This window comes from Corallococcus macrosporus, from assembly GCF_017302985.1.
Lineage (GTDB): Bacteria > Myxococcota > Myxococcia > Myxococcales > Myxococcaceae > Corallococcus > Corallococcus macrosporus_A.
In genome coordinates, this window is the sequence record NZ_JAFIMU010000002.1 from 568,621 (window position 1) to 590,422 (window position 21,802).

A 21,802-nucleotide genomic window follows, 5' to 3' on the forward strand; every position below is an offset into this window, starting at 1 on the left:
CTGGCGGGTCTGGAGAGGACGTCATGCCGCTGCCCGCACCCCGGTTCCACGACGACGCACGCGCTGGTCAGCTCTACCTGGAGCGCGTGGCGGAGGTCTCCCAGGAGGCCCACCGCTACGCCGCCGAGCACCGCGTGCGTCCGGCCCGCGAGGACAAAGTCCGCATCGCGGCGTTCGGCATCGACGCGCAGGTGGCCTTCTGCACGCCGGGCGCGAGCCTCTTCGTCCCGGGCGCCGTGGAGGACACGCAGCGCACCCTGCGCTGGCTGTATGCGCACCTGGACCGGCTGACGGGGCTCGTGTTCTCGCTGGACACGCACCGGGCCTTTCAAATCTTCCATCCGGCGTGGTGGAAGGACGCGGAAGGGCGTCCGCCCGCGCCCATGACGGTCATCACCGCGAAGGACGTGCGGGAGGGCCGCTGGCGGGCGACGCGCCATCCCGAGGAGAGCCTGGCGTACTGCGAGGGGCTGGAGGCGAGCGGCCGGTACGTGCTGACCATCTGGCCGTACCACGCGCTCCTGGGCGGGCAGAGCCACGCGCTGGTGCCGGCGATGTACGAGGCCAGCCTCTTCCACGCGCTGGTGCGGGACACGCCCACGCACTTCGAACTGAAGGGCGAGCACCCGCTGACGGAGAACTACTCCGTGATGGCGCCGGAGGTGACGGAGGTGAAGGGCCAGCGCGTGGGCGAGTTCAACGCGCGGCTGATGGAGCACCTGATGACGTTCGACCGCGTGTACGTCTTCGGGCAGGCCAGCTCGCACTGCGTGCTGTCCACGCTGCGCGACCTGCAGCAGTACCTGGAGCGCACGGACAGGTCGAAGCTCCAGCGCATCCACATCCTGGAGGACGCGATGAGCCCCGTGCCCGCGCCCCCGCTGCAGCCGCTGCCCCCGGGCCTGGACTTCCCGCGCGTGGCGAAGGAGGCCCTGGAGGGCTTCCGCGCCGCCGGGATGCGCGTGGTGCGGACGACGGACCCGATGGCGCCGTAGACGGAACTACCGGCCCAGGCGCGCGAGGGCCCACTTCGCGGTGGCTTCGCGCAGTGTCTCCCGCGCGCTGGCACCGGGGCGGGCCTGGCCGCTCAGCTCCACCACCTCGCGGAAGAGGGACAGCTCGGGGCCGTTGTCCCGCTGCACGATGCCCGCGAAGAGCACCACGTGCGTGCCCTGCGCGCGCGCAAGCCTCGCGAGCGCCACCGGGCCCTTGCCCATGGACGTCTGCCGGTCGAAGCGCCCCTCGCCCGTGAGCACCAGGTCCGCGAGCAGCACGCGCCGCTCCATCCCCAGCGCCCGCGCCACCAGGTCGTAGCCGGACGTCAGCTTCCCGCCCGCGAGCGCCGCCAGGCCGTAGCCCAGGCCTCCCGCCGCGCCCGCGCCCGGCAGGTTCGCCGTGGCCTCGTCCACGATGCGGCAGAACGTGGCCAGCGCCGCCTCCAGCTCCTCCACCGCCGCGGCGTCCGCGCCCTTCTGCGGACCGAAGAGCCGCGCGGAGCCGTCGTTGCCCAGGAGCGGCGTCGTCACGTCCGTGGCGATGAGCAGCTCCACCTGCTCCAGGCGCGGGTGCTTCCCGGTCGCGTCCACGCGCGAAAGCCTCGCGAGGCTCGCGCCACCTGGAGGCAGCGGTGCCCCGTCCGCGTCGAGGAAACGGAAGCCCAGCGCCTCCAGCGCGCCCTTGCCGCCGTCCGTGGTGGCGCTGCCGCCCAGCCCGACGATGAGCCGCTCACAGCCCGCGTCCAGCGCCGCGCGCAGCAGCTGCCCCGTGCCGTGCGTGCACGCGGCCCGCGCATCCCGCTGCTCCGGCGGCACCAGGCTGAGCCCCGAGGCCTGCGCCATCTCCACCACCGCCGTGCGCCCGTCGTCCAGCCGCGCCCAGCTGGCCTCCACCGGCGCGCCCAGCGGGCCTTGCACCGTGAGCTTGCGGCGCTCGCCCTTCGGCATGCCCACGAGCAGCGCGTCCAGCGTACCCGGGCCTCCGTCCGCGAGCGGCGCCACGTCCAGCACCACTTCCAGCGAGGCCTCCCGCAGCCCCTCCGCCATGGCATCCGCGGCCTCCGCCGCGCTCAACGTGCCCTTGAACTCCTGGGGCGCGAGCAACCAACGCGGGCGGATCATTCGTGGACACCCACGGGCGTGGACCCCGCGCACACGGGGGGACTCCGGTGGGCACTCCGCCACCGCGTCTGCAGCATGGACTTCATCGTTCCTCCCGGGCCGGGGCGGTACTGACCCCGGCATACCATTCCAGGAGGGGGCGTGGCCCCTGGAGCGAGGGCATCACGCGCTGTGAAATCCGCTCCAACCGCTGGAGCAGCCGGGCCACCTCTTCGGACGGCTGCCGCGCGGGGCCCTGGATGCGCTGGCAGAAGAACGTGCGGCAGCCGAACGGCCGGTCCGCGTACACCGTGCAGCGCAGGCCCGCCGCGTCCAGGTAGGGGCACGCACCGTCGGCCCGGGCCGGGGGGAGGGGCTTGCTGCGCTTGAGCAGCTCCCACTCCGGGAGCCACAGCCACGGCTGGCGCTTCGTCACCGCCAACTGGCAGCACTCACCGCTCGCCGGACACGAGTACGGGGCGTACGCCGCATCCGCCTGGCGGTACACGGTGCGCGTCTCCTGGAGGGCGCGCTCCAGTGCCCGCGTACCCGACGCGGGGGCTTCGTCGTCTGCGTCGTCCCAATCCCGGCGTGCCATGCCCTGAACCATTCCCGCACGTCGGAGCCCATTGGATGGACCCCTTGGATGGGTCCTACCCTATCTCACAGCATGCGCAGCACGAAACATTTGAGGTACCGCGTCTCGCGCAGGTTGAGGAGGACGGGGTGGTCGCGGCCGGCGCCCCGGCGCTCGATGATCTGCACCCGGCGCTTCGCGTCCGAGGCCGCGGAGGCGAGCATCTCCTCGAAGGCCTGCTCGTCCACATGGTACGTGCAACTCGCGGTCACCAGGATGCCGCCGGGCCGCAGGAGCTGGAAGGCGCGCAGGTTGAGTTCCTTATAGCCGCGCACCGCCGCCGGGATCGCGTCCTTGTTCTTCGCGAAGGAGGGCGGATCCAACACGATGGTGTCGTAGCGCTTGCCCTCGTCCACCGCGTCGCGCAGGAAGTCGAACGCGTTGGCCGTCACGACCTCCAGGTTGGTGAGCTTGTTGGCCTGGGCGTTGTCGCGCAGTTGCGCGGAGGCGGACTCGGAAATCTCCACCGCCGTGACGTGCTTCGCGCGCGTGGCCAGCTGGAGCGCGAACCCGCCCACGTAGCTGAAGCAGTCCAGCGCCTCGCCAAAGGCGTACTGCGCCGCCATCACGTGGTTCTCACGCTGGTCCAGGAACGCGCCCGTCTTCTGGCCCTCGAGCAGGTCCGCGCGCACGCGCACCAGGCCCTCGTCGAAGGGCACCGGGCCCGGCGGCAGCGAGCCTCGCAGGAGGCCCTTCTCCGGGAGGAGTCCCTCCAGGTGGCGCACGCTCACGTCGGAGCGGTTGACGATGCCCTTGGGGCGCAGCAGTTCCTCCAGCAGGTCCGCGATGAGCGCCTTGCGCTGCTCCATGGCGGGGACCAGGAACTGCACGCTGAGGTAGTCGCCGTAGCGGTCCACCACCAGCCCGGGCAGGCCGTCCGCCTCGCCGTGCACCAGCCGGTACGTCGTCTCGCCGGGCAGCGCCAGCTTGCGCAGCGCCTCGGCGGACTGGAGGCGCTGGCGGAAGAAGTCCGCGTCCACCGCGACGTCGTCGTTGGTGAGCCAGCGCAGGGAGATCTTGGACTGCTTCGAATAGAAGGCCTTGCCCAGGAACCAGCCGCGGCCGTCCACCACGCGGACGACCTCACCGCCCTGGAGGCCGGGGTCGCCATTGAGGTCCGCGCGGTAGATCCACGGCGGGCCCGCGAGCCACCGGTCGGAGCCGCGGCGCAGCAGCATCACCTGGGGCGTGCCGTCCGGGCCCAGCTCCGGGGACGTGCGGTCCGGCCGCATCTTCTCGGGGCGCTGGCCGTGCTTCTCCGGACGCGCGCCGGGCTTGCCACCGCGTCCGGGGGGAGGGGCGCCGGGACGGCCGGAGCGGGGGGGAGAGGAGGGCGTCATCGGAGGCGTCTCGGAGGCAAAGAGGCGGAGGGGAACGGGCGGCGTATACTCGCAACCCGCGTGAGTTACGAGTTGGTCCTTCAGGCGCGGGCCCCGGGCGCCCCCTACGACGAGACCCGGGTGGAGGCCCTGCTGGCGGCACGCCCGGGGACCGTCCGCCCGGACGGCGTGCGGGAGTGGGACCTGGGGGTGGGCGTCGTGGAGGTGCTGCCCCTGCGCGACGGCAAGCGGGTGGTGGGCACGGAGCTGCGCGTGCCGCTGGTGGACCACGAGGAGCTCATCCGCGAGGTCCTGACCGAAGCCGCCGGGCTGGCCCACAAGGCCCAGCTCCGGCTGTTCGACCCGCAGCTGGGAGAGGTCCTCACCGGCTCCGCCACGGAGCGGGTGGTGGAGCAGTACCTGCGCACGGAGCACTACCGGCGCACCGCCAAGCCCATGGAGATCACCCCCGGCCTGGAGGAGGCGATGAACCGGGCGGAGCGGGCGGAGTCGCTGGGCCTGCGGTCCGAGCCGATGGCGCTGTCCACGCGGCTGGTGCTCTTCGCGGTGGGCGGCTTCGCCATCCTCTTCTTCGTGATGCGCTTCCTGATGGCGCAGCTCAACGGGGAGTAGGCCCGGGTCGGCGCGGCTCCTGGCAGTCCTCCGGGGAGCACGGGTTGTCCGGCTGGAGATGAGCGCGGGAGTGAATCTGGCGTTAACGTGCCGGCGTGCTCAAGGTCCTCGTCATCGTCTGCATCCTGTTGCCCCTGGTGGAGCTCTACCTGCTCATCACGCTGGGGCACCACATCGGCTTGGGGTCCACGCTCGCGCTGCTGGCCGGCTCCGCCGTGCTGGGGAGCCTCATCGCCCGGAAACAGGGCGAGAAGGTGTTCCGCAACTGGCGCGAGGCCATGGCGGGCGGCGGCGTGCCCGAGGAGGGCCTGCTCAACGGCGTGCTGGTGCTGGTGGGCGGAGCGCTGCTCATCGCGCCGGGGTTCATCTCGGACGTGATGGGGCTGGCGCTGATGGTGCCGCCGGTGCGCCGCTGGGTGACGGCGCGGGTGCGGCGCTCGCTGGAGCAGACGCTGCGGTCGGGCACCGTGCGCTTCACGCACATCGGCGGCATGGGGCCCATGCCGGGCGAGGACCCGTTCCAGGACGCCCGGCGCTTCGACGCGCAGGAGACGCCCTCGAAGACGGAGCCCTCGGAGGGCCCCGCGACCTTCCGTCGCCCCCGGAGCGAAGGGGGCGAGGTGGACGCGGAGCTCACCAGCGACGAGGAACCCCGGGGCTGACGGGCACCCGCTGCGGCGAGCCGTTCCACCGCGGCGTCACGGGCGTGGGGACGGGCATGGGCGCGGGGGCCTGCGCGGGTGCGCCGGGCTGCGGCTCGGCGGACATGCCCAGGGCGATGCGGGCCTCGGTGGCGTAGCGGCCGTTGGGGAACTCGCGGAGGTACTGGCGGAACTCGTCCTCCGCGTCCGACGGCTGGTGCTGCTTGTTGAAGCAGCGGCCGCGCAGGATGCGGGCCTCTTCGCGGTGGCCCGTGCGCGGGCTGGCGACGGCGATTTCTCCAAGGCCCATGAGGAAGCGCCCGCACGTGGTGGCGGCGGTCTGCACCTTCGCGTAGCCGAGGAAGCGCTCATCGGAGTCGTCCGACAGGAGCCCGCCCGGAACGAGCGCGCCCAGCGTCTTGCGCTTGCGCGGCTCCGAGGACGCGGCCGGGCCCATGGACGGAGCCTGCACGGCGCCCGGCGTCGGCAGAGGCGCGGAGGACGCGAGCGAGCCCGCCGGTGAGCCGGGGTAGGGCACGAAGTCATCGGACGGAGAGGTTTCGTTCGGAGTCACGGGCCGGGGGATCTCCGTGTTGGACGCGTGCGCCGGGTCCGGAGCGCTCTCCAAGGGGTTGGAGGCGGTGGCAACGGATTGGCGCGGCGCTTCCGGAGCAGGAGCTTCCGGCGTCGTGGTGGCGACGGCCTGCGACGGTGCTGCGGAGTCCTGCACGGTCGGGGTACCGGCAGCGGGCGCATCCGGGGGCTTGGCAGCCGTGGCAGGTCGTGAAGGGGACTTCTTCGTGGGCAGGAGGCTCGCGACCGCGGCGCCCGGTTCGGCGGCGCGCAGGTCCCGGAACGCCTGACGGTCTCCGGCGGAGAGCGCGCGAGGCTTCAGCGCTTCACCGGTGCCCGCGAGCTCCACGCGCTGGCCCGCGTCCACGAAGCGCGGAGGCTGGCCTTCCGCGTCCACGCGCACGCGGCCTTCGAGGACCGCCACCGCGGCACCGGCCGCCGTGCGCTCCACCGAGAAGACCGTCCCCACGACGGACACGCGCAGGCCGGCGGACTCCACGAGGAACGCCTCGCGCTTCGCATGCGACGCATTCACGGAGAGCCGTCCCTGCTGGACGGTCAGGTGCACGGCGTTCGACTCCGCGCGAGCGAACACCACGTCCGAGCCCGCCGACAGCCGCACCCGGCTCTCGTCCGGAAGCCGCAGCACCGCCGAGGCCTTCGGAGGCGTCCGCACCGCCATGCCCGAGCGCAGCCGCATCCCGGCCGCCAGCGCATGCTCAAGGCCAGTGGCCTCCCGCAGCACCGCGCCCGTGACGCGCTCCGCCTCCGTCGTGGACGCAGCCTCCGGCCGCACCGCGACCGCCTCTTGCTTCTCGGAAGCCAGCTCCGGCCGGGCCGCGACGGCTTCTTCTGCGGTGGGCCCCGGTTGACCGACGGCCTTCTCTCCAACCGGCGCGGTCTGCTGCGCGCCGGTCGCGATGACCGACGGGGCCTGCGCTCCGTCCTTCTTCCAGAGCGCACCGCCCAGCCACAGCACCAGCGCGACGGCACAGGCCCCCGCGAGCGTCATCGTCCAGGGCGACAGGAAGCGCGGCTCGCGCCGGGCCATCCGCTTCGCCGCCTCGGCCTTCAGCCGCGCCCCGGTCTCCTCCCACCGCACGGACGGCTCCACCGCGCGCGCCGTGTGCAGCAGCTCCCGGGTCTGCACCACGCGCTTCCACTCCGCCTCGCACGCGGCGCACTCCGTCAGGTGTGCCTCCACGCGGGCCTTCGCGGCCGCATCCAGCTCGCCGGCGGCCAGCGCCCACAGGGACTCGGTCTCATGGCCGGCCATGGGAACCTCCCACCGGCCGGGCGACGACCAGACGCTGCATGGCCTCGGTGAACTCCAATCTCGCGTGGTGCAGGCGGCTGCGCACGGTGTTGGCGGAGCTTCCCACGGCGAGGGCAATCTCGTCCGGGCTCATGCCGCACAGCTCGTGGTAGACGAAGACGATGCGCTTCTTGGGCTTGAGCTTCTCCAGCGCGGCCTCCACCAGCCGGGCCGCCTGACGACGCTCCGCGGCACGCTCCGGGTCCTCGCCCGTCGCCACCACCTCCGGCGGGTCCGCGAACGGGTCCTCCGGCCGGCGCCGCTTCCACCTCAGATGGCTGAGCGCCACGTTGGCGCACACCCGGTAGAGGAACGTCTTGAAGCGCGACTCGCCCCGGAAGCCCTTCACCGCCGTGAGCAGCCGCAGGTACGTCTCCTGGAGCAGGTCGTCCACCTCCACGCGGTTGCCCACCAGGTGGCGCAACGTGCGCGCCGCGTCCAGCTTCGTGGCTTCGTAGAGCTGCTCGAAGGCGGCGAGGTCCCCCTCCTGGACCCGCTGGACCAGCAGCCGCAGGTGGGCCTCGTCGGAGGAGGCCGGACCGCGCGCGCCCACCGCGCCCACGCCGGACTCCGGCGGGACCGCGGCCGCCCACGTGCGCGCTCCTCGGCTGAACACCAGGGCCTCTCCTTCAGGGCGACGCCGGACGTCCCCCGCCTCCAGGAACGCCCTCCAGTCTGTATCGGTGGTCCAGACGAGCACACTGCCTCCGTGCCCCTGGGTCTCCGGAGAGACGAAAAAAGATCAAAATTATTTGATCAATACGGCCCCTACTTGCGTCGAAGGCTCTCGAAATCGGATGACCCCCCCGGTGGCCGGTCCGGACCCATCCCATTCCTTTGGAGCCCCCACTCATGAGGAACACCACGCTTCGCGGCATGCTGTCCGTGCCGTTCCTTGCGCTGTTAGGCCTGCTGTCGGGTTGCATCCTCGAGACGAACGGCAACGGGTACTGGCCCGATGACGACTACGATTCCAGCTACGGCTGCTCCACCACGTCCGACTGTGGCTCCAACCAGTACTGTCACTCCGGCAGCTGCTGGGACCTGAGCTCGGACTCCCAGAACTGCGTCTACTCCAGCGAGTGTCCCGGCACGCAGATGTGCATCAACGGCTGGTGCGCCCAGTCGTGCTACCGCGACTCGGAATGTGGCGCGGGCGGCCGCTGCAAGGACAACTTCTGCACCACCACCGGCGGCACCGGCACGTCCGACGGCGGCACCAAGACGGACGGCGGCACCAAGACGGATGGCGGCACCAAGCCGGACGCGGGCACGTCTGACGGCGGCACGAAGCCGGACGCGGGCACGGACGGCGGCTCCGGCCCGGTCTGCCGGGTCAATACTGACTGCGGCACGGGCAGCTTCTGCGTCAACGGCACCTGCCGTCAGCAGTGCGATAGCGACGACAAGTGCGGCCCCGGCGGCGTGTGCTTCAACGGCCTGTGCCAGAAGCCGCAGACGGACCCGAACGCGTGCACCACGGAGGCCCAGTGCCCCAACGGCCGCGACTGCGTGAACGGCCAGTGCCGCGCGCCCTGCACCTCCACGACGGAGTGCTCGGCGGACACCAAGTGCGAGGTGGGCTACTGCCTGCCCATCCCGACGGGTGGCCAGTGCAAGGCCAACTGCGAGTGCCCGGCGGGCCAGGTCTGCACCAGCGGCCAGTGCAAGTCGCCGCAGCCGGACCCGGGCCAGTCGTGCCAGGCCAACTGCGACTGCCCCTCCGGCCAGGTCTGCAACAGCGGCTACTGCAAGACGCCGGTGCCGGACGCGGGCACGGGCAGCAACCTGTCCTGCACGGTGAACTGCGAGTGCCCGTCCGGTGAGGTCTGCACCAGCGGCAAGTGCAAGCTGCCCCCGGCGCAGCCGTCGCAGGACGCGGGGACCTCCGGCACGGTGTGCCGCGCCAACTGCGAGTGCCCGGCCGGCCAGATGTGCTCCAGCGGCCAGTGCAAGCCGGTGAACCACGGCTCCGGCAAGGTCTGCCAGGCCAACTGCGAGTGCCCGTCCGGCGAGCGCTGCCAGGACAACGTCTGCTGGCTGTAGCCGTCAGCGGCTGACGCTCACCGCGAGGGGGCCACCATGCGCCAGCAGCGGTGGATCTCCTTGCGGTGGAAGTCCTCGGGGATGGAGCGGGGGGTGAGCTCCTCCACCTGCTCCATGCCCCGGGTGGCGGAGTCCTTCAGTTCGAAGCCCAGGAAGTTGGTGGAGAAGTAGAGGACGCCTCCGGGGGCCATGAGCGCCCGGAGGTGTTCCAGCATGCGCACGTGGTCGCGCTGCACGTCGAAGGTCCCCGACATCTTCTTCGACGTGGAGAACGAAGGCGGGTCGCAGACGATGAGGTCGTACGTGTCCTCGCCGTGCTTCGCCTGGTCCTCCAGCCACGCCTTCGCGTCCGCGCGGATGAGCACGTGGCGCGGGTCCGCCAGGCCGTTGAGCACCAGGTTGTCCTCGGCCCAGTCCAGGTACGTGTTGGACAGGTCCACGCTCACGCTGCTCGCCGCGCCGCCCGCCGCCGCGTAGACGGTGAACGCGCCGGTGTACGCGAAGAGGTTGAGGAAGTGCTTCCCCTTCGCCTCGGTGCGCACGCGCGCGCGGGTGTTGCGGTGGTCCATGAAGAGGCCGGTGTCCAGGTAGTCGCCCAGGTTCACCCAGAACTTGAGGCCCTGCTCCTCCACCACCAGCCGCTCGCTGCCCTGGCCCACGCGCTGGTACTGCGAGCGGCCCCAGGGCTGGGGCGTATGCGTCTTCACGGAGATGCGCTCGGCGGGCACGCCCAGCACCGCGGTGACGGCGGCGAGCACCTCGTCGCGCTCCGCGCTCTCCGTGGAGCCCTTCGCGTGGGCCTTGCGGCGGGGGAACTCCACGACGTGGGCGTGGTCGCCGTAGACGTCCACGGCGTAGGGGTACTCGGGGATGTCCCGGTCGTAGACGCGGAAGGCGGTGAGCCCCTGCGCGCGGGCCCACTTGCGCAGGCGCTTCGCGTTCTTGCGCAGGCGGTTCTCGAACATGCCACCCGCGCCCTGCGGCTGCTGCGTGTCTTCGTCCGACATGGCTCCCCTCATATTGCAGGCCGCCCCGGGGGCGGGGGAAAACCGAGGCCCATGAGCGTGCGCGTCGAGAAGAACGGCCCCGTCACCACCGTCATCCTCCACCGGCCGGAGGTCCGCAACGCGGTGGACGCGGACTCGGCCCGGGAGCTGGCGGACGCCTTCCGTGCCTTCGACGCGGACCCCGACGCGCGCGTGGGCGTCCTGTACGGCGACGCGGGGACGTTCTGCGCGGGCGCGGACCTGAAGGCCGTCTCCGAAGGGCGCCTCCTGCGCCTGGAGCCGGACGGGGACGGGCCCATGGGGCCTTCGCGCATGCGGCTGTCCAAGCCGGTGGTCGCGGCCATCAGCGGACACGCGGTGGCGGGCGGGCTGGAGCTGGCCCTGTGGTGTGACTTGCGCGTGGCGGAGGAGGACGCGGTGCTGGGCGTCTTCTGCCGCCGCTGGGGCGTGCCCCTCATCGACGGAGGCACCGTGCGGCTGCCCCGGCTGATTGGCCTGTCACGCGCGCTGGACCTCATCCTCACCGGCCGTGCGGTCTCCGCTGGCGAGGCGCTGGGCATGGGGCTGGTCAACCGTGTGGTGCCGAAGGGTGGGGCCCGGGCCGCGGCGGAGGGACTGGCCGCTCAAATCGCCGCCTTTCCCCAGGCCTGCATGAACGCGGACCGGGCCTCCGCCTACGCCCAGGCCGACCTGGCGTTCGAAGACGCGATGCGCCAGGAGTTCGGGGGCGGGGTGGAGGTGCTCCAGACGGAGTCCATCCCCGGGGCCACCCGGTTCGCGAAGGGGGCGGGGCGGCACGGCACGTTCGACTAGGACGGCGCCGGAACAGGACGGGAGCGCTGCGCGGCCGGTGGGACTGTGTTAGTTCGCGGAGCCATGCGCTTCGACACGCTCGCCATCCACGCCGGCCAGGAGCCGGACCCCACCACCGGCGCCATCATGACGCCCGTGTACCTGACCTCCACCTACGTCCAGGACGGGCCGGGGGAGCACAAGGGCTACGAGTACAGCCGCACGCAGAACCCCACGCGCAAGGCGCTGCAGGACTGCCTGGCCGCGCTGGAAGGCGCGAAGTACGGCGCCGCGTTCGCGTCCGGCCTCGCCGGCACGGACATGCTGATGCACATGCTGGAGGCCGGTGACCACGTCATCGTCTCCGACGACGTGTACGGCGGCACCTTCCGCATCTTCGACAAGGTGTTCAAGCGCTCCGGCCTGAGCTTCTCCTTCGTGGACCTCTCCAAGCCGGAGAACTTCGAGGCGGCCATCACCCCGAAGACCAAGATGGTCTGGGTGGAGACGCCGACGAACCCGATGCTCAAGCTCATCGACCTGGGCCGCATCGCGGAGATCGCCAAGAAGCGCGGCATCCTGTCCGTCGCGGACAACACGTTCATGACGCCGTACTTCCAGAAGCCGCTGTCGCTGGGCTTCGACGTCGTGGCGCACTCCACGACGAAGTACCTCAACGGCCACAGCGACGTGGTGGGCGGCTTCGTCTGCACCAGCCGTGACGACATCGCGGAGCGGATGTACTTCCTGCAGAACGCGGTGGGCGGCGTGTCCGGCGCCTTCGACAGCTTCCTCGTGCTGCGCGGCGTGAAGACGCTGCACGTGCGCATGGACCGCCACGCGCAGAACGCGATGAAGGTGGCCCAGTACCTCTCCACGCACAAGCAGGTGAAGAAGGTCACCTACCCGGGCCTGGAGACGCATCCCCAGCACTCGCTGGCCAAGCAGCAGATGACCGGCTTCGGCGGCATGCTGACGTTCGACATCCACGGCGGCCTGGAGGCGGCGCGCACCTTCCTCAAGACGGTGAAGGTCTTCGCCTGCGCCGAGTCCCTGGGCGGCGTCGAGTCCCTCATCGAGCACCCGGCCATCATGACCCACGCCTCCATCCCCCGGGAGACGCGGGAGAAGCTGGGCATCGCGGACGGCTTCATCCGCCTGTCCGTCGGCATCGAGGACGCGCAGGACCTCATCGACGACCTCGCGAACGCGCTGGAGCGCGTGAAGTAGTCAGGCGCTCGCTCGCGCTCCAGGCAGCCTGGCCTGCCCTCCGGGGCAGGGGGAATGTTGGTTTGTACACAACGTTCTCGGCGCGATGCGTAACCGACTGCTTGTCTCCACCTGCCTCCTGGGCGCGTGGCTCGTAAGTGGCTGCGAGTCACCGCCTGCTCCCACCGACTCCGACTTCCCTCCGGCCGCCGCGCAGCCGGAGGAGCTCGCCGCGTCCAACTGCAACCAGCTCGTCACGAAGGCGGTGACGGCCAGCGGCGACGACGGCAACGTGCCCGCCAACACGCAGGACGACGACCTGTCCACGCGCTGGAGCGCGCAGGGCACGACGGGCGTCTGGCTCCAACTGGACCTGGGCTCCGCGCAGACGCTCACGGGCACCACCATCGCGTGGCACCGGGGCAACGAGCGCCAGAACCACTTCGTCGTCTCCACGTCCACCGACGGCGGCAGCTTCACCCAGGCGTACGCGGGTGACAGCGCGCTCAACGCGGCCGCGCAGACGGTGACGTTCTCCTCGCGCAGCGCGCGCTACGTGCGCATCACCGTCAACGGCAACACGGTGAACGACTGGAACTCCATCGCGGAGGCGCGGGCGTGCTCGGCCTCCGCGCCGCCGTCCACCACCGACTCCGGCGCCGCGCTGCCACGGCTGCCTTATCTCCAAAGCGTGAAGCAGACGTCCGCCATCGTGGCCTTCCGCACCGCCAGCAGCTGCAACCCCACGGTGCGCTACGGCGAGGGCACCAACCTCACGTCCTCCGTCAGCGCGAGCGTGACGGGCACGCGCCACGCGGTGAAGCTGTCCGGCCTGTCCGCGGGCCGCACCTACGGCTACGTGGTGGAAGCGTGCGGCAGCAGGACGGGCCTGCGCAGCTTCCAGACGTCCACGATGTCCACCGCCACCCAGGCGCACTTCACCGCGATGGGGGACTTCGGCACCGGCGGCAGCATGCAGGCGAAGGTGATGGCGGTGATGAACACGCCCGCGTGGCGCTCGGAGCTGCTGCTGGCGCTGGGTGACAACGCCTACCCGGACGGCACGGACGCGGAGTTCCAGGAGCACCTCTTCACGCCCATGGCCGGCCTGCTGCGCGAGGTGCCCATGTTCGCCACGCCCGGCAATCACGAGTACGTGACGAACCAGGCGCAGCCGTACCTGGACAACATGTACCTGCCGGCCAACAACCCCGCGGGCACCGAGCGCTACTACTCGTTCGACTGGGGCCCGGTGCACTTCCTCTCCCTGGACTCCAACTGCGCGGTGGGCCTGGCGTCCGCGGACCGGTGCACGCTCGCGGCGCAGAAGGCCTGGGCGGAGGCGGACCTGGCCGCGAACACGCGCCCGTGGACGGTGGCCTTCTTCCACCACCCGTCGTGGTCCAGCGGTGAGCACGGCTCGCAGCTCACCATGCGCCGCCAGTTCGGCCCGCTGTTCGAGAAGTACGGCGTGGACCTGGTCCTCACCGGCCATGACCACAACTACGAGCGCAGCAAGCCCATGTTCGGCGACGCCCTGGCCTCCAGCACCCAGCGCGGCATCCCGTACCTCGTCGTGGGCAGCGGCGGCGCCACGCTGCGGCCCTTTCCCTCCAGCCAGCCCGCGTGGACCGCGCTGCGCGACAACCAGTCCTATGGCTTCCTCGACGTCATGGTGGACGGCGGCACGCTCACGGCGCGGCTCATCACCTCCAGCAACACCGTGCGCGACACGCTGGTCCTCAGGAAGACGCTGCTGAAGGCCGCCACCCGCGTCCAGGCCAGCGCGCTCGAGGCCGAAGCCGAGGAGGCCCAGGACACGCCGCCGGGACCCACGGACGACCGCGCCGAGCCGAGGCAGCGCGGCCCCGTGCCGCCCGCGGACACCCTTGAGTCCGTGGCCGACCCGGAAGAGCCGCTTCCGCAGTAGCCGCGAGGCCCGCCGGAGGGTAGGGAAGGGCGGACTGAACCGCCGGCGGGCCCGGCACCCACAGAAGGGACACCATGCGCTACTTCGAGGACTTCCCCGTCGGCGAGATCATGGAGCGGGGGCCGTACGTGGTGACGCGCGAGGAGATCCTCGCGTTCGCGCGCCAGTTCGACCCGCAGCCCTTCCACATCGACGAAGAGGCCGCCGGCAAGAGCATCTACGGCGGCATCATCGCCAGCGGCTGGCACACCGCCGCCATCTGCCACAAGCTCCTGGTGGAGGGCCTGCTGGGGAAGGCCGCCGGCATGGGGTCCCCCGGTCTGGACGAACTGCGCTGGAAGAAGCCGGTGCGCCCGGGCGACACGCTCTCCGTGCGCATCACGACGCTGGAGGCGAAGCCTTCCGCGAGCAAGCCGGACCGCGGCGCGCTCAAGCTGGGCCTGGAGGTCGTGAACCAGCACGGCGAGGTGGTGATGACGGAGGTGGCCAACGCCCTCTTCGCCCGCCGCCCTCCGGCGACCTGAAGCTCGGTCGACGCTCAGCCGAGCTCCACGACACGGTCCGCCAGCTCCAGCCGCAGCCCCTCCTGCATGGGGACCCGCCACGTCTCACCGGGAGCGGGGCCTTCCAGCACCTCCACGACGTAGCAGGGGTGATGGCCGCCGCCCAACCTCACGCGCACGTGGTGGGGCGCCACGCCGGGCCGGTCCACGACGACCTTGTTGTCCGGGGCGCTCCCCACGGTGAGCCCCCCGTTCCAGACCTCGCGCCTGCCGCCGAGCAGCAGGCTCTCGAGGACCGTCCCGTCGTCCTTCGCGCGGATCGTCACCGGCACCCGGTACTGCTCCACGCGCCAGTAGACGATCGACGGGTCGAACGGCCGCGCATCCCCCCAGGCGAGCGTGCCCGCTTCCGCGTCCAGGCGGACCGTCGCGAAGTGCTCCGGGGAGCGCAGCCACTCGCGCAGCTCCGGGGTGAGGCCGGGGACGCGCTTCGGGTCCCAGTCGAAGAGGCAGGGCTCCAGGCTGGCCTCGCCCTCCATCCCGTCGCTGAAGCGGACGCGGACGACGTACGGCGCGACACAGCGGGCTTCGAGGATTATCGCGGCCATTTTGAGTTCCGGGGCTGACCTGGGTTAGCAATACGCCCAAAGGAGACTCCCATGTCCAAGCCCAACGAGGTGGTTCCTCCCCCGCCGGCGCCCAGCCGGCTGAAGCGTCCCGTGGAAGTGGTGCGCGCGGAGCTGCTGGCCGACGCGGACGTGAAGCAGCAGGCGGAGATGCTGAAGATTCCCGTCGCGCAGTACGTGGAGAAGATCCTCGACTACGCCATCCACCCGGACAAGCCGCCCCAGCTGGAGATCATCCCGGACGAGGAGCTGAAGGCGCGCGACCCGAAGATCGCCACGGTGGAGGAGATCGGCACCCACCTGCAGAAGATCATCGACGGGGAGATCGTCATCAGCCCCGCCCAGCAGCGCGACGGCTTCAGCAGCGACAAGGGCCATGATCGCTACGGCGCCGCGCTGGGGTCCTCCAGCAAGGGCGGCCAGACCGTGGCCCCCAAGCCGGGCGCCGCCGTGAACCCGGCCGACGCCAAGAAGGGCCCCATCCGGGGCTAAGCCGTTCCGCCAAGGCCCCGGAACTCCGGGGCTTTTTCTGGCAGGGGCCGGATAATCCGGGAACCGGAAACTTCTCCGGCGTCCTTCCGAGAATCCTACTGTCAGTCTCACTTCGAGGGCCCGCGCGGTCCTCCCCGAAAAGGATCAGACCATGGGTGGCATCGGCAAGGCTCTCGGCAAGGTGATGGACGTCGTCAAGCCGTTCGTGACGATGGTGAACCCGCTCCTCGGCGCGGCGATGTCGTTCGCCAGCGGCCTGATGCAGGGCAAGAACCCCCTCCAGTCGCTGCTGGGCGCGGCCACCGACCTCATCCCGGGCGGCGGCGTGTTCAAGAACGCGCTGGGCGCGTTCGCCAACTCCGGCCTGATGGACGGCGCGGGCGGCAACAGCCTGCTGTCCGGCGCGCTGAACCTGGCGACGGGCAAGAGCAAGGTCACGGACATCGTGGGCGACCTGCTCAAGTCCAACAAGAACCCGCTCACCAGCCTGGGCATGGGCAACGCGACGGAGCTCGCCGCCCAGAAGATGTCGACGTTCCTCTCCTAGTCCATGAAGCCCGTCCGCTTCGACCCCAAGGTCCACCACGAGCTGCTCAACCTGTGGCGCAAGCCGTGGGAAGAGACGATGACCCCGGATGCCCTTCCGGAGTACGGCTTCGTGGTGCCGGACAAGGCGGCGGGTTTCCTGTACCGCACGGACAGCTCGGTGGCGCTGATTGAAGGCATCATCGCCGCGCCCGGGTTGTCCAAGGAGGACCGCAACGAAGCGGTCAACGCCATCGTCGCCGCCGTCCGCGACGAGGCCCGGCGCCAGGGCTTCAAGCTGCTCCTGGGCTACTCGCAGCTGGACGCCATCAAGAACCGCGCGGAGCGCTTCGGCTTCATCCACGTAGGGCCGGGCTTCCACATGGTGGCCCTGGACCTGACGAAGCCGGACCCCGAAGGTCTCTGAGCACATCGCACCGCTGAAGCACGACGGGCCCGAAGGGAGGATTCGCTCCTCCTTCCGGGCCCGCGGTGTTTCCGGCCTCCGGCCGCTGCTCTTTAGGCGGCGGTGCGGTGCAGGTGATCGATGAGGTCGATCTTCGTGACGATGGCGATGACCGTCTCGCCGTCCTTCACCACGGCCACGTTGTCGCGCGCGAAGATTTCGCGCAGCCGGTCGATGCTGGCCTCGGCGGACACCGCGCCCTGGAGCGGGGCGACGATGGGGTCGATGGCGTCCTGGAACTTCACCTTGTTGGCGACCAGGGCGTTGAGCAGGTCGTACTCGTGCACCATGCCCACGGCGCGACCGTCGTCGGACACCACCGGCATCTGGCTGATGCCGTGGCTGCGCATCGTCTCCACCACGCGGTCCACGCGGTCACCGCGCTTGGCCGTCTTCAGCTCGCGGGGCTTCGCGCCGATGATGTCGCGCACGGTGCCGGCGCCCTTCTCCTGCATGAAGCCGTTGTCGCGCATCCACTCGTCGGAGTGGAACTTGCTGATGTAGCTGCTGCCGGAGTCCGGCAGGACGACCACGATGGTCTTCCCCTTGCCGACTTCCTTCGCCAGCTGCACCGCCACGTGCACCGCCGCGCCGGAGGAGCCACCCGCGAAGATGCCCTCCTCGCGAGCGAGCCGGCGCGCGGCGTTGAAGCACATGCGGTCATCCACCTGGCGCACGTCGTCCACGACCTTGAAGTCCATGGCGCCGCAGAGCATGTCCTCGCCGATGCCCTCGACCTTGTAGACGTGCGGCTCGGTGAGCTTGCCCGTCTTGAAGTAGCCCTCGTAGACGGAGCCTTCCGGATCCACGCCGATGTTCTTCAGGCCGGGGATCTTCTCCTTGAGGTACTTGCCGGCGCCGCTCATGGTGCCGCCGGTGCCCAGGCCGGACACGAAGTAGTCGAACTTGCCCTCGGTCTGCTGGAAGATCTCCGGACCCGTCGTGTGGTAGTGCGCCTCGATGTTGTCCGGGTTGTGGTACTGGTTCAGCATGAAGGCGCCGGGCGTCTCCTTGGCCAGCCGCTTGGACGTCTCGTAGTAGCTGCGAGGGTCCTCCGCCGGAACGTTCGTCGGCGTGACGACGACCTGGGCGCCCATGGCCTTCAGGCGGTTGATCTTCTCCAGGGACATCTTGTCCGGCATGGTGAAGATGCACTTGTAGCCCTTCACCGCCGCGGCCAGCGCCACGCCCATGCCGGTGTTGCCGGACGTGTTCTCCACGATGGTGCCGCCGGGCTTGAGCCTCCCCTCCCGTTCGGCCTTTTCGATGATGTAGAGCGCCATGCGGTCCTTGATGGACGCGCCGGGGTTCATGAACTCGCACTTCACGAGCACGGTGGCGTCGTTCGGACCGACGAGCTTGTTGAGCTTCACCAGCGGCGTGTGGCCAATGGCGGTGAGGATGTTCTGTTGGATGTCCATCGTGCGTGGCTTCCCGAAAAGATGTGGGGGTCGGGGCCTTATATGTGCTCCGCCCCGTCAGGGGGAACATGCCCGAGGGCACGGCCCTTCCTGACGCAGGATGCCGCGACCGGGCGGGGGTTTCTCCTGGGGGCTCCTCGTCGCGTAGGCGACAGGGCAGGCGTCCGCCGGGCATGTGGCCCACGCGGGCTTTGACCCGCCGCGCCGTGCCCCCGATACTCGCGGGCGCCGTTCCTTCCCCCTCTGGAGCACCCGCCCCCCATGGAACTTGAGGCCGCCCTTCGCGACCAGGTGGGACAGGCCATTGGCCGTCCCGTCCCCGATGCCCCCATCAAGAAGTTGAAGGGCGACGCGAGCAACCGCTCCTACTACCGCGTCGGCACCGCCCCGGACAGCTGGGTGCTGATGGTGATGCCGCCGGACGCGACGAAGAAGAGCGAAGAGGCCACGAAGGGCGAGCCCCCGAAGGAGCTGCCCTTCATCAACGTGCACCGCTACCTGGAGAAGCTGGGCGTGCGGGTGCCGCGCATCCTCCGCTACGACGAGCCCGCCGGCATCATGGTGCTGGAGGACCTGAGCGACATCACCTTCGAGTCCGCGCTGGAGGGCGGCCGCCACAACCAGGCGCTCTACACGCGCGCGGTGGACCTGCTGGCGAAGCTGCGCGTGCAGGCGGAGAAGCAGCGCGACCCGGAGTGCCTGGCCTTCACGCGCGCCTTCGACGAGGACCTGTACGACTGGGAGCTGCACCACTTCCGCGAGTGGGGCCTGGAGGCCTGGAGCGGCAAGCAGCCCACCGACGCCGAGCGCGCGGAGCTGGACGCCACGTTCCGGGACATCGCGAAGAAGCTGGCCGCCGCGCCGCGCGGCTTCACGCACCGCGACTACCAGAGCCGCAACATCATGGTGAAGGAGGGCGAGCTGGTCGTCATCGACTTCCAGGACGCGCTCCAGGGCCCTCGCCAGTACGACCTGGTGGCGCTCCTGCGCGACAGCTACGTGGAGCTGGACCGCGACTTCGTGGACACGATGCTGGACCGCTACATCGCCACGTTCGAGCAGGAGAGCGGGGAGAAGATCGACGCGAAGGAGTTCAAGGCGTTCTTCGACCTGCTCACCATCCAGCGCAAGCTCAAGGACGCGGGCCGCTTCGAGTTCATCAACCGCGTGAAGGGCAACCCGGGCTTCCTCGTCTCCATCCCCGCGTCGCTGCGCTACGTGAAGGCCGCGTTCGCGCGCCGGCCGGAGCTGTCCGGACTGCAGAAGCTGATCGCGAAGTACGTGCCCGAGCTGGCGGCCTGAAGCCATGAAAGCGATGGTCCTTTGCGCGGGCTTGGGCACGCGCCTGCGCCCGCTCACGGAGCGCTGGCCCAAGCCGGCCATGCCGTTCCTCGGCCAGCCGCTCCTGCGCTACCACCTGGCGGTGCTGAAAACCGCGGGGGTGACGGCGGTGGGCATCAACACGCACCACCTGCCGGACACGATGGCGGCGGTGGCCCGCGCGGAGTGCGAGCGCGCGGGGCTGCCCTTGCACGTCGTGCACGAGCCCGTCATCCAGGGCACGGGCGGCGGCATCCGCGGCCTGCGCGACTTCCTCTCCGGCGAGGACTTCCTCGTGTTCAACGGGGACATCCTCTTCCCGGTGGACCTGAAGCCCGTGGTCGCCGCGCACCGCGAGTCCGGAGCGGTGGCGACGATGGTGCTCTTGCCCATGCCGGAAGGGGAGAAGTACGCGGCGGTGGAGGCGGATGCGGGCGGGCAGGTGCGCCGCATCGCGGGCTACGGGCCGGGCGGTGAGGGCCTGAAGCCGTGGCACTTCACCGGCGTGCACGTGATGTCCCCCAGCGTGTTCGACTTCATGACCGCGGAAGGCCCCGAGGACATCAACCGCGAGGTCTACGTGCGGGTGATGCAGGCGGGGCTCGCCGTGCGAGGGCACGCGGTGGACGCGTACTGGTCCGACCTGGGCATGCCGTCGCGCTACCTGGCCACGGTGCGGGACGTGCTCGAGGGGCGCGTGCCGTTGCAGGCGCTGGGGAAGGACTCACCGCTGCACGGGCTGAAGGCCGGCGCGGCTGGGGCGTGGGTGCACCCGGAGGCCCGCGTCTCGGGCTCCGTGCGGGGGCCCGCGTTCGTGGGCGCGGGCAGCGCGGTGGACGAAGGCGCCACCGTGGGCCCGAACGTGTCCGTGGGCCCGGGCGCGCGGGTGGGGCAGGGCGCGCGGCTGGAGCGCTGCGCCGTGTTCGAGGAGACGCAGGTGGCGCCCGGTGAGGCGCTCACCGAGGTGCTCGCGTGGGGCCCGCACCGGGTGCCCGCGCCGCTCTCCGGCCGCTGACCGCGCGGGGCGCTGGCGTCAGGCGTTGTGCCAGCGCGCCAGCACGCAGGTGACGTTGTCGTTGCCGCCCGCCGCGTTGGCCAGGTCGATGAGCTGGCCGCAGGCCTTCTCCAGCTCCGGCGTGCGCGACAGGATGTCCTGCATCTGCGCGTCGGTGATCATGCCGCTCAGGCCGTCCGAGCACAGCAGGAAGACGTCGTTCTCCAGCGGATCCACGCGGGTGACGTCCACCTGCACCTGCTCCTTCATCCCCAGCGCGCGGACAATCACGTTCTTGTGGGGGAAGTTCTCAATCTCCTCCGGCGTGAGCTTCTTCGCCTTGAGGTAGTCGTTGAGCAGCGAGTGGTCCTCCGTCACCTGCTGGAGGATGCCGCCGCGGAAGAAGTACACGCGGCTGTCGCCCACGTGGCCCACGTAGGCCGCGCTGTCGGCGAAGTGCACGGACACGATGGTGGTGCCCATGCCCTTGTACTTGGAGTCCGTCGTGGCGCGCTCGAAGATGCGCGCGTTGGCCAGCTTGATGCCGGTGGACAGCCGGTTCTCATCGTAGTTGCGCTGCTTGTCCATCTTGAAGGGCCAGGTGGCGTCCTGGTCCTTGGACGTCATGCGGAAGAACTCACCCAGCTCGTCCACCGCGATGCGGCTGGCGATTTCACCGGACGAGTGACCGCCCATGCCGTCCGCCACGCACACGAGGTTCTCCTCGGTGAGCACGAGGTAGTTGTCCTCGTTGTGGTTCCGCTTCATCCCGACGTGGGTGCTGCCGGCGACCTCGATGCGCATGCGAAGGGACTCTTCCGGGGGGAGATGCGTGAAAATCGGGGCGCGACGTTAACAAAGCGCTCCAAAAGGGGTCAAAAACCTCTCTCAGGCCCCTGGGATTTCGCCCGGGGTGAAGACCAGGCGGTCGCCCTCCTGGGTGCCACTGGCCCCGAGGACGCCCGCGGGCAGCTCCAGCACGGAGCGGGCCTTGAAGTAGATGGACGAGGTGCGCCAGGGAGGCATGGCGGACAGTTGCTTGACGATGCGCCCTTCCGCGTCCAGGAAGGCGACGTCGATGGGGATGCGCATGAAGAAGGTGTGGATGGAGTTGCAGGGCTCGATGTGCATCCCGCCCCCCATGGGCAGCGAGGCGCGGCCCATGAGCCCCTGGAAGCGCTGGACGAAGGACTCGGCGCGCTCCGCGCGGTCCGCGAGCAGCCGCTGCCGTGTTTCGTTGGTCACCCTCCAGTGCAT

At 70.5% G+C, this 21,802-nt stretch carries 23 protein-coding genes; 13 read left to right on the plus strand and 10 right to left on the minus strand.

Annotation, left to right across the window (positions count from 1 at the left end; all coding sequences use genetic code 11):
- Positions 1-23 precede the first annotated feature (23 nt).
- Positions 24-995, plus strand: coding sequence for a nicotinamidase (locus JYK02_RS02755; protein ID WP_207048280.1), 972 nt, complete (start codon positions 24-26; stop codon positions 993-995).
- 6 nt (positions 996-1,001) lie between these two features.
- Here the strand turns inward: JYK02_RS02755 and JYK02_RS02760 are convergent, their stop codons facing one another.
- The 3 genes from JYK02_RS02760 to JYK02_RS02770 all read right to left on the minus strand — a co-directional run bounded on the left by JYK02_RS02760 (position 1,002) and on the right by JYK02_RS02770 (position 4,073).
- Positions 1,002-2,117 (minus strand): glycerate kinase, encoded by a 1,116-nt coding sequence (locus JYK02_RS02760; protein WP_207048281.1) that lies wholly within the window; start codon positions 2,115-2,117, stop codon positions 1,002-1,004.
- Positions 2,118-2,199: 82 nt separating this feature from the next.
- Positions 2,200-2,694, minus strand: a complete 495-nt coding sequence (locus JYK02_RS02765; protein ID WP_207048282.1) for a YkgJ family cysteine cluster protein — start codon at positions 2,692-2,694, stop codon at positions 2,200-2,202.
- A 65-nt stretch (positions 2,695-2,759) separates the two neighbouring features.
- Positions 2,760-4,073, minus strand: a complete 1,314-nt coding sequence (locus JYK02_RS02770; RefSeq protein ID WP_207048283.1) for a class I SAM-dependent rRNA methyltransferase — start codon at positions 4,071-4,073, stop codon at positions 2,760-2,762.
- 60 nt (positions 4,074-4,133) lie between these two features.
- Here JYK02_RS02770 and JYK02_RS02775 point away from each other — a divergent pair, with 60 nt between their 5' ends.
- On the plus strand, positions 4,134-4,685 hold the full coding sequence (locus JYK02_RS02775) for a hypothetical protein (protein WP_207048284.1): 552 nt from the start codon (positions 4,134-4,136) through the stop codon (positions 4,683-4,685).
- A 95-nt stretch (positions 4,686-4,780) separates the two neighbouring features.
- Positions 4,781-5,347, plus strand: coding sequence for an FxsA family protein (locus JYK02_RS02780; protein WP_207048285.1), 567 nt, complete (start codon positions 4,781-4,783; stop codon positions 5,345-5,347).
- Here the strand turns inward: JYK02_RS02780 and JYK02_RS02785 are convergent.
- Positions 5,319-7,175, minus strand: coding sequence for a FecR domain-containing protein (locus tag JYK02_RS02785; RefSeq protein WP_207048286.1), 1,857 nt, complete (start codon positions 7,173-7,175; stop codon positions 5,319-5,321). The genes JYK02_RS02780 and JYK02_RS02785 overlap by 29 nt on opposite strands.
- Positions 7,162-7,830 (minus strand): sigma-70 family RNA polymerase sigma factor, encoded by a 669-nt coding sequence (locus JYK02_RS02790; protein ID WP_207048287.1) that lies wholly within the window; start codon positions 7,828-7,830, stop codon positions 7,162-7,164. The genes JYK02_RS02785 and JYK02_RS02790 overlap by 14 nt, the downstream gene beginning before the upstream one ends.
- Positions 7,831-8,066: 236 nt before the next feature.
- Here JYK02_RS02790 and JYK02_RS02795 point away from each other — a divergent pair, with 236 nt between their 5' ends.
- Positions 8,067-9,260: a Dickkopf N-terminal cysteine-rich domain-containing protein gene (locus tag JYK02_RS02795; protein ID WP_207048288.1), complete on the plus strand. Its 1,194-nt coding sequence runs from the start codon at positions 8,067-8,069 to the stop codon at positions 9,258-9,260.
- Positions 9,261-9,277: 17 nt separating this feature from the next.
- Here JYK02_RS02795 and JYK02_RS02800 read toward each other — a convergent pair whose 3' ends face one another.
- Complete coding sequence (locus JYK02_RS02800; protein WP_207048289.1) at positions 9,278-10,267, minus strand: class I SAM-dependent methyltransferase; 990 nt, start codon at positions 10,265-10,267, stop codon at positions 9,278-9,280.
- Between the two features lie 51 nt (positions 10,268-10,318).
- Between JYK02_RS02800 and JYK02_RS02805 the strand changes: the two genes are divergently transcribed.
- The 4 genes from JYK02_RS02805 (at position 10,319) to JYK02_RS02820 (ending at position 14,722) form a co-directional block, all read left to right on the plus strand.
- A complete protein-coding gene (locus JYK02_RS02805) occupies positions 10,319-11,080 on the plus strand; it encodes a crotonase/enoyl-CoA hydratase family protein (protein WP_207048290.1) in 762 nt (253 codons plus the stop codon).
- 63 nt (positions 11,081-11,143) lie between these two features.
- Positions 11,144-12,289 carry a cystathionine gamma-synthase gene (locus JYK02_RS02810; RefSeq protein ID WP_207048291.1) on the plus strand — a complete coding sequence of 382 codons (1,146 nt, stop codon included), beginning with the start codon at positions 11,144-11,146 and terminating at the stop codon, positions 12,287-12,289.
- Between the two features lie 85 nt (positions 12,290-12,374).
- A complete protein-coding gene (locus JYK02_RS02815; RefSeq protein WP_207048292.1) occupies positions 12,375-14,198 on the plus strand; it encodes a discoidin domain-containing protein in 1,824 nt (607 codons plus the stop codon).
- A 74-nt stretch (positions 14,199-14,272) separates the two neighbouring features.
- Positions 14,273-14,722 carry a MaoC family dehydratase gene (locus JYK02_RS02820; protein ID WP_207048293.1) on the plus strand — a complete coding sequence of 150 codons (450 nt, stop codon included), beginning with the start codon at positions 14,273-14,275 and terminating at the stop codon, positions 14,720-14,722.
- 14 nt (positions 14,723-14,736) lie between these two features.
- Here JYK02_RS02820 and JYK02_RS02825 read toward each other — a convergent pair whose 3' ends face one another.
- Positions 14,737-15,309 carry an FHA domain-containing protein gene (locus JYK02_RS02825; protein WP_207048294.1) on the minus strand — a complete coding sequence of 191 codons (573 nt, stop codon included), beginning with the start codon at positions 15,307-15,309 and terminating at the stop codon, positions 14,737-14,739.
- A gap of 51 nt (positions 15,310-15,360) precedes the next feature.
- On the opposite strand from JYK02_RS02825, the gene JYK02_RS02830 reads away from it, so the two are divergent.
- The 3 genes from JYK02_RS02830 to JYK02_RS02840 all read left to right on the plus strand — a co-directional run bounded on the left by JYK02_RS02830 (position 15,361) and on the right by JYK02_RS02840 (position 16,771).
- Positions 15,361-15,819, plus strand: a complete 459-nt coding sequence (locus tag JYK02_RS02830) for a hypothetical protein (protein ID WP_207048295.1) — start codon at positions 15,361-15,363, stop codon at positions 15,817-15,819.
- A gap of 151 nt (positions 15,820-15,970) precedes the next feature.
- Positions 15,971-16,366 (plus strand): hypothetical protein, encoded by a 396-nt coding sequence (locus JYK02_RS02835; protein WP_207048296.1) that lies wholly within the window; start codon positions 15,971-15,973, stop codon positions 16,364-16,366.
- 3 nt (positions 16,367-16,369) lie between these two features.
- Positions 16,370-16,771 carry a hypothetical protein gene (locus tag JYK02_RS02840; protein ID WP_207048297.1) on the plus strand — a complete coding sequence of 134 codons (402 nt, stop codon included), beginning with the start codon at positions 16,370-16,372 and terminating at the stop codon, positions 16,769-16,771.
- A 92-nt stretch (positions 16,772-16,863) separates the two neighbouring features.
- Here JYK02_RS02840 and JYK02_RS02845 read toward each other — a convergent pair whose 3' ends face one another.
- Positions 16,864-18,231, minus strand: coding sequence for a pyridoxal-phosphate dependent enzyme (locus JYK02_RS02845; protein WP_171421367.1), 1,368 nt, complete (start codon positions 18,229-18,231; stop codon positions 16,864-16,866).
- A gap of 261 nt (positions 18,232-18,492) precedes the next feature.
- On the opposite strand from JYK02_RS02845, the gene JYK02_RS02850 reads away from it, so the two are divergent.
- Together JYK02_RS02850 and JYK02_RS02855 are read left to right on the plus strand one after the other, a co-directional pair.
- Positions 18,493-19,533 (plus strand): aminoglycoside phosphotransferase family protein, encoded by a 1,041-nt coding sequence (locus JYK02_RS02850; protein ID WP_207048298.1) that lies wholly within the window; start codon positions 18,493-18,495, stop codon positions 19,531-19,533.
- A 4-nt stretch (positions 19,534-19,537) separates the two neighbouring features.
- Positions 19,538-20,566 (plus strand): nucleotidyltransferase family protein, encoded by a 1,029-nt coding sequence (locus JYK02_RS02855; RefSeq protein WP_207048299.1) that lies wholly within the window; start codon positions 19,538-19,540, stop codon positions 20,564-20,566.
- 18 nt (positions 20,567-20,584) lie between these two features.
- Here JYK02_RS02855 and JYK02_RS02860 read toward each other — a convergent pair whose 3' ends face one another.
- Together JYK02_RS02860 and JYK02_RS02865 are read right to left on the minus strand one after the other, a co-directional pair.
- Complete coding sequence (locus JYK02_RS02860; protein ID WP_207048300.1) at positions 20,585-21,349, minus strand: Stp1/IreP family PP2C-type Ser/Thr phosphatase; 765 nt, start codon at positions 21,347-21,349, stop codon at positions 20,585-20,587.
- 84 nt (positions 21,350-21,433) lie between these two features.
- Positions 21,434-21,802: a DUF192 domain-containing protein gene (locus JYK02_RS02865; protein WP_207048301.1), complete on the minus strand. Its 369-nt coding sequence runs from the start codon at positions 21,800-21,802 to the stop codon at positions 21,434-21,436.

Excerpts from the sequence above, each read along its gene's own strand:
- JYK02_RS02755 (WP_207048280.1), top strand. The coding sequence starts at position 24 with ATGCCGCTGCCCGCACCCCGGTTCCACGACGACGCACGCGCTGGTCAG.
- JYK02_RS02760 (WP_207048281.1), bottom strand. The coding sequence starts at position 2,117 with ATGATCCGCCCGCGTTGGTTGCTCGCGCCCCAGGAGTTCAAGGGCACG.
- JYK02_RS02765 (WP_207048282.1), bottom strand. The coding sequence starts at position 2,694 with ATGGCACGCCGGGATTGGGACGACGCAGACGACGAAGCCCCCGCGTCG.
- JYK02_RS02770 (WP_207048283.1), bottom strand. The coding sequence starts at position 4,073 with ATGACGCCCTCCTCTCCCCCCCGCTCCGGCCGTCCCGGCGCCCCTCCC.
- JYK02_RS02785 (WP_207048286.1), bottom strand. The coding sequence starts at position 7,175 with ATGGCCGGCCATGAGACCGAGTCCCTGTGGGCGCTGGCCGCCGGCGAG.
- JYK02_RS02795 (WP_207048288.1), top strand. The coding sequence starts at position 8,067 with ATGAGGAACACCACGCTTCGCGGCATGCTGTCCGTGCCGTTCCTTGCG.
- JYK02_RS02800 (WP_207048289.1), bottom strand. The coding sequence starts at position 10,267 with ATGTCGGACGAAGACACGCAGCAGCCGCAGGGCGCGGGTGGCATGTTC.
- JYK02_RS02805 (WP_207048290.1), top strand. The coding sequence starts at position 10,319 with ATGAGCGTGCGCGTCGAGAAGAACGGCCCCGTCACCACCGTCATCCTC.
- JYK02_RS02810 (WP_207048291.1), top strand. The coding sequence starts at position 11,144 with ATGCGCTTCGACACGCTCGCCATCCACGCCGGCCAGGAGCCGGACCCC.
- JYK02_RS02815 (WP_207048292.1), top strand. The coding sequence starts at position 12,375 with ATGCGTAACCGACTGCTTGTCTCCACCTGCCTCCTGGGCGCGTGGCTC.
- JYK02_RS02820 (WP_207048293.1), top strand. The coding sequence starts at position 14,273 with ATGCGCTACTTCGAGGACTTCCCCGTCGGCGAGATCATGGAGCGGGGG.
- JYK02_RS02825 (WP_207048294.1), bottom strand. The coding sequence starts at position 15,309 with ATGGCCGCGATAATCCTCGAAGCCCGCTGTGTCGCGCCGTACGTCGTC.
- JYK02_RS02830 (WP_207048295.1), top strand. The coding sequence starts at position 15,361 with ATGTCCAAGCCCAACGAGGTGGTTCCTCCCCCGCCGGCGCCCAGCCGG.
- JYK02_RS02835 (WP_207048296.1), top strand. The coding sequence starts at position 15,971 with ATGGGTGGCATCGGCAAGGCTCTCGGCAAGGTGATGGACGTCGTCAAG.
- JYK02_RS02840 (WP_207048297.1), top strand. The coding sequence starts at position 16,370 with ATGAAGCCCGTCCGCTTCGACCCCAAGGTCCACCACGAGCTGCTCAAC.
- JYK02_RS02845 (WP_171421367.1), bottom strand. The coding sequence starts at position 18,231 with ATGGACATCCAACAGAACATCCTCACCGCCATTGGCCACACGCCGCTG.
- JYK02_RS02850 (WP_207048298.1), top strand. The coding sequence starts at position 18,493 with ATGGAACTTGAGGCCGCCCTTCGCGACCAGGTGGGACAGGCCATTGGC.
- JYK02_RS02855 (WP_207048299.1), top strand. The coding sequence starts at position 19,538 with ATGAAAGCGATGGTCCTTTGCGCGGGCTTGGGCACGCGCCTGCGCCCG.
- JYK02_RS02860 (WP_207048300.1), bottom strand. The coding sequence starts at position 21,349 with ATGCGCATCGAGGTCGCCGGCAGCACCCACGTCGGGATGAAGCGGAAC.
- JYK02_RS02865 (WP_207048301.1), bottom strand. The coding sequence starts at position 21,802 with ATGCACTGGAGGGTGACCAACGAAACACGGCAGCGGCTGCTCGCGGAC.